Consider the following 4,871-nt stretch of genomic DNA (forward strand, 5'->3'; position numbering starts at 1 on the left):
GGGGCTGTCCGGGCGCGACAGGTTTGCAGCGCTTTACGATCATTGGCGCACGAGCATCGTGCCGACCGGCGATCGCGTGTTTACCCGCATGCTCGACCTGATCGATGTCCGTGTCCGGACCCCCGATCCATGGCCGCCGCGGGATCTGCCCGATCGGCCGCGGGTCATCCTAGCCAACCATCCGTTCGGCATCGGCGACGGCATCGCCATCCTGTCGCTGGCCGAACAGCTGGGCCGCCCCTTCCGCGTCATGCTCGCCTCCGACCTGCTGAAGGTGCCGGAGATCGCGGCCTATTCCCTCTCGGTGGATTTCTCGGAAACCAAAGAGGCCGTCAGGAACAACCTGGCGATGCGCAATGAAGCGCTGCGCCTGCTGAAGCAGGGCGTGACCATCGTTGTGTTTCCCGCCGGCGGTGTCGCCACGGCACCGAATGTGTTCGGCAGGGCCAGGGACCTGCCGTGGAAGATCTTCGCCGCCCGCCTGATCCAGGAGGCGAGGGCGGCCGTCGTTCCCATCCATTTCTCCGGCCAGAACGGCCGCCTGTTTCATCTGGTCAGCCGGCCGATGAATCTGACCGAGCGCGACAACCGCCTTGCCAAGCTGGTCGGCAAGCTGTCGTTGACGCTGCGGCTTTCGCTGCTGATCCGCGAATTCACGCATCTCTCCGGCAAGTCGATCGAGACGCGGATCGGGCGCCTGCTCGACTGGGACGAACTCGCGCCATTGCGCGACCGCAAGGCGCTGCTGCAGCGGCTGCATCGCGGCGTGTTCGAACTGTCGCCCGAGCGGCGGCCCGCACGGTCCCGCGGCCTGGTGGAGCACCGCGATTGGCCGGGTGGAACGGCTGCATAGCCCAGGGGCTGTTTGTCTAGCCGGGCGCGCGCTTTTGGATGACGGGGCGACCGCTTTTAGACAAGCGACCGCAGTTCTTCATAGTCCGCTTGGTGTTGAAAAGGTGCCACTGGCGGGGGACCTTCGAACCGTCCGCAAAGGGTCACGAGCAGTCACCGCGCAGGGCACTCGAGAGCAGACACGGCTGGATTTGACCCGACTCCGCGGCCCCAACGGCACTGCCCGGGCGTTCGTACAGCTGAGCCAGCTCAGCGCCGCCGGGATCATGCCCTTTACCATCGTCTACCGCACGAACTGAGGTCTCCATGCCGATGCTCGAAGAAGTTGCCGGGCCCTATGAACTGCTTTTCCGCGGGGACCAAATCGCCCGCACTCTGCTAGGCCAGCACCAGCAGACGGCGACCTCGATCCTGCGCGACGGCGTGATCGTGCCAGGGGCGACCACCATCAACCCGCCGATGCCGATCACATCCGAGACGGCGACGACGGTCGCCGAGGTGTGCGAGATGCTCAACACCGCAGCACTGGTGCGGATCACCGACCCGGGAGCGCAGCTCGCGGATGCATTGGCAGAACGCGACAAGGCTGTCGCGCGGGCCAGGCTGGCTGAGGCGGTGGCCCAGCCTTCGGCGTAGTAGGCTGAGGCCTCCGCCGGCCGCCTCATGGATCTTGACCAGGTGAAAAGTAGAATTGGAGGCGCGGCGCCAATGCGTCGCGCCTCCGTCAGAATGCCGTCAATTAAGTAGAAGAAAAAATCAGAATCTTACTTTGTTGATATTTTTCTAGATTTTTTCAACTTTCCAAGTTTGTAGATAATAATCAGTATCCCCTTTGGTGCTTAGCAAGACTTTATCCTGCCGTTTATTTGGGCCTTTATGGACACTCCAGTAAGATGGTTTATCAGGATTCTCATAAATATAGCCATCATCGTCTGTTTGCCACTGTCCCATGCTTGTCGATTCAATATCAATAAATGCAGTTGTTTTGCACCTAGTCCACATTACGGCAGAGATTTTTTCCATTGCCGATTTCCAGTCTTCATTGGTTTTTGACCACCCCGGCGGTAATGACTTATCGTCAGGTGAGTATTTTGCTGGTTTAAGTGTCTTTTTATCAATTTTGCTCCATGCAAACCGAATAAGTTCCTGAACTGCTGGGTAATATAATTTGTCATATCCGTATTCATGAGCAATTTTGCATACCTTATCATTAACTCCTTCTTCTATTGCATCTTGTTCTCTCGTATCTGTTCCATAGAGATTGCCAAGCATGTTATCTGATAATTCTATAACAGACTGTATAAGTGATTTCGGTGGCTGAATAAATCCTTTTATGGAAAGATATCTTTTCTCAATTTCAGCTGGTGTAGGTGGATTGGTTCCACCGAAATCAAAAGCACTTACTCCCAATATGTAATTCGGGCGCCGCAGAGTTTTTGCTATCGTGCATCTAAGAAATCCGTCGGAACTTGTCCAAATTTCTCCTTGCGTACCTTTGGGCGAAAGGCAGGTTACGTAAGATTGAAGTTCGGAAACGTCTCTTGATGTTTCTGCTATACGAGGGCTGGCGCAAAGGCAAGTCCCCGTACCGGTATTGATGATTCTGAAGTTTCCCGATGGAAAAGGCATAGTCAATCCCTTCTCTAAAATTGCTTAATGACCGATCTCTCGGACTGAAGTTGTGAATGGGCTAGGCAATTTTGATTGGAACACGCTTCTGAACGGTTTGTTCGGCCCCAGAAAAACGAACCTTCACGGGGCCAAAATAGCATACCTTGGTATGTTTCCGAGCCCAATTGAGTCGAAAACTGGCCCGCGCGATCAATCCCTTGGCATCGTTTGGAGCTGAATGCAGCCTGCTGTAGCTGTGCGGCGCCGGCGGCATTTGAGGATCAGTTCCAGACGGAGCAGCCGGGCATCCTTGCCGTACAGCCTTTCCAGCGCACGGCGCGACCTGTGGATGAGGGCGCAGCCGTATCCGAAGGTCAGGCAACCACTCGCCGCATGAAGTGGGGAGCCGGCTTCAAACCTGCCCCTTCGCCTCGACCGCTCTGCAAACCCTATGCGGACGTTAGGCAGCCTGAGTACGGGGGTTAGCTTTCGACCCGAAGCTGACCTCGTCAGAAATGTCCGCTTTAGCGCGGTCACGAGGGCCGGCGACCGTCCGCTTATGGTCGAATGCGGACAATCGGTCTGGGACGGATGAAAGTCTGCAATCGCTCGCAAAGCGGTCGACGGGACGAGTCGGTTTTAAACCGGCTCCGCCCACTCGATCGGCCTATGCTGCAGGAATGATCAACGCACGCGCACGCTTCTCCTGGACGTAAGGGCCCTTATTCCAGACCTGAGCCAGCGGCGTCGCGATCCGGAACCCGTTGGTTGGGTTCGCTCTGGCGAACCCAACACCGTGCCGTCGGGGCGAATGTTGGGTTCGCCGTGCGAACCCAACCTACGTCCTTTATCCACGCGCGATCACCACGGCCTCTAGCTGTCGCGGCGCCAGCTTGGGAACGGGTCGGGCAGGGCGGCCCAGGCGTCGGGGTCGAAGCCGGTGTCGTCATCGACCAGGCAGTCGTCGAGGCTCTGCGTGATCGCCGCCTTGTCCATGTCGATGCCGATGAACACCAGCTCCTGCCGGCGGTCGCCGAACACCGGGTCCCAGCGGCTGTCGATCATCTGCCGCATGTCGGAATCGTCCGGCCAGCGGTCGCGCGGTATCGCCGCCCACCAGAAGCCGATCGCCTCATGCCGCAGGAAGGCGCCGGCCTGGCTCATCTCGCCGACCCAGCGCGGCCGGGTCGCCAGCCAGAAATGGCCCTTGGAGCGGATCACGCCCGGCCAGGTGCGCTCGAACAGGGCGTGCAGCCGGGCGGGGTGGAACGGCCGCCGGGCGCGGTAGACGAAGCTTTCGACGCCGTATTCCAGCGTTTCCGGCTTGTGGTCGGCGAACTGGTAAAGCTCCTTGTACCAAAGCGGGTGTTCGCGGGCCCGGTCGAAGTCGAACCGCCCGGTGTCCAGGATCGCGTCCAGGCCGACCGTGCCGAAATTCGCCTCGACGATCGCCGCCTCCGGGTTCAGCCCGGCGACGATGCGGCGCGCAGGAAGTCGGTCGAGCTGAAATCGCGCAGCAGGTTGGCGGCGTCGACCACCGTGACCATGGTGTCGATGCGGGCGACATCGCCGAGCGAAGCGCCGGCCTCGTCCCGGAAGTCGAAGGTCGCAGCCACCGGCAGCGGTTCGGAGATGCCGGTCGATTCGATCACGAGATGGTCGAAGCGGCCCTGCTGCGCCAGGCGGCGGACCTCCTGCAGCAGATCGTCGCGCAGGGTGCAGCAGATGCAGCCATTGGTCATCTCGACCAGGGTCTCGTCGGTGCGGCTGAGGTCGGCGCCGCCGTCGCGGACCAGATCCGCGTCGATGTTCACCTCGCTCATGTCGTTGACGATGACCGCGACCCGGCGGCCCTCGCGGTTGTTCAGGATGTGATTCAACAGCGTGGTCTTGCCGGCGCCGAGGAAGCCGGACAGCACGGTGACGGGCAGGCGGGTGTCGGGCTGCATGGTCACGACGCCAGCTGCGGGTGGGCGGGTTCGGCCGCCGTGGTGTCGAGGCGCAGCTCGATCGACAGCGAGCCCAGCAGGTCGGCGCAGCGGTCCGTGCCATGCACGGCGACCAGCCGCGGCATGGCCTCGGTCAGCAACGCCGCCGCGAGGGCGGCGGGGGATAGCCCGATGGCTTCCAGGCCGGCTTCACCCGCGCCACCGGAGAGATCCGGACCGTGCTCGCTGGCCTGGAGGCCGTCGGGCTCTCCCCCGCCGCGCTGGCGGCCGCGCTGCTGACCGAAGCCATGCCACGGTTGATCGCCGTCCACGGCATGGACCGCTGCGCCGACCTGCTGGGTTCGCTGTCGATCGAGCTGCGCCTCGACACCGCGACGGCCGAACCCGCCCACCCGCAGCTCGCGTCGTGACCATGCAGCCCGACACCCGCCTGCCCGTCACCGTGCTGTCCGGCTTCCT

The 4,871-nt window shown here is 61.2% G+C and carries 7 protein-coding genes; 3 read left to right on the plus strand and 4 right to left on the minus strand.

Annotated elements, in window-relative coordinates:
- Together AC3XYG_RS08970 and AC3XYG_RS08975 are read left to right on the plus strand one after the other, a co-directional pair.
- Nucleotides 1-853: 1-acyl-sn-glycerol-3-phosphate acyltransferase (locus tag AC3XYG_RS08970; RefSeq protein ID WP_489139475.1), on the plus strand; the 853-nt coding region annotated here is incomplete at its 5' end.
- Between the two features lie 305 nt (nt 854-1,158).
- The gene (locus AC3XYG_RS08975) at nt 1,159-1,488 is read left to right on the plus strand and encodes a hypothetical protein (RefSeq protein WP_489139476.1); all 330 of its coding nucleotides are present in this window, start codon (nt 1,159-1,161) and stop codon (nt 1,486-1,488) included.
- A gap of 147 nt (nt 1,489-1,635) precedes the next feature.
- On the opposite strand, the gene AC3XYG_RS08980 is transcribed toward AC3XYG_RS08975, so the two are convergent.
- From AC3XYG_RS08980 to AC3XYG_RS08995, 4 genes are all read right to left on the minus strand, one after another.
- Nucleotides 1,636-2,487 carry a hypothetical protein gene (locus AC3XYG_RS08980; protein ID WP_489139477.1) on the minus strand — a complete coding sequence of 284 codons (852 nt, stop codon included), beginning with the start codon at nt 2,485-2,487 and terminating at the stop codon, nt 1,636-1,638.
- Between the two features lie 849 nt (nt 2,488-3,336).
- Nucleotides 3,337-3,942 carry a GTP-binding protein gene (locus AC3XYG_RS08985; RefSeq protein ID WP_489139480.1) on the minus strand — a complete coding sequence of 202 codons (606 nt, stop codon included), beginning with the start codon at nt 3,940-3,942 and terminating at the stop codon, nt 3,337-3,339.
- On the minus strand, nt 3,927-4,412 hold the full coding sequence (locus AC3XYG_RS08990; protein WP_489139481.1) for a GTP-binding protein: 486 nt from the start codon (nt 4,410-4,412) through the stop codon (nt 3,927-3,929). The genes AC3XYG_RS08985 and AC3XYG_RS08990 overlap by 16 nt, the downstream gene beginning before the upstream one ends.
- A 2-nt stretch (nt 4,413-4,414) precedes the next feature.
- Nucleotides 4,415-4,552, minus strand: a complete 138-nt coding sequence (locus tag AC3XYG_RS08995) for a hypothetical protein (protein ID WP_489139478.1) — start codon at nt 4,550-4,552, stop codon at nt 4,415-4,417.
- Between the two features lie 78 nt (nt 4,553-4,630).
- On the opposite strand from AC3XYG_RS08995, the gene AC3XYG_RS09000 reads away from it, so the two are divergent.
- Entirely contained in the window at nt 4,631-4,822 is a 192-nt protein-coding gene (locus tag AC3XYG_RS09000) for a hypothetical protein (RefSeq protein ID WP_489139479.1), read from the plus strand.
- Nucleotides 4,823-4,871: the final 49 nt, after the last annotated feature.

The sequence above is a fragment of the Inquilinus sp. genome (assembly GCF_057815775.1).

Bases quoted from the DNA above. Each gene is read 5' to 3' on its own strand.
- AC3XYG_RS08990 (WP_489139481.1), bottom strand. From the start codon at position 4,412: ATGCAGCCCGACACCCGCCTGCCCGTCACCGTGCTGTCCGGCTTCCTC.
- AC3XYG_RS08975 (WP_489139476.1), top strand. From the start codon at position 1,159: ATGCCGATGCTCGAAGAAGTTGCCGGGCCCTATGAACTGCTTTTCCGC.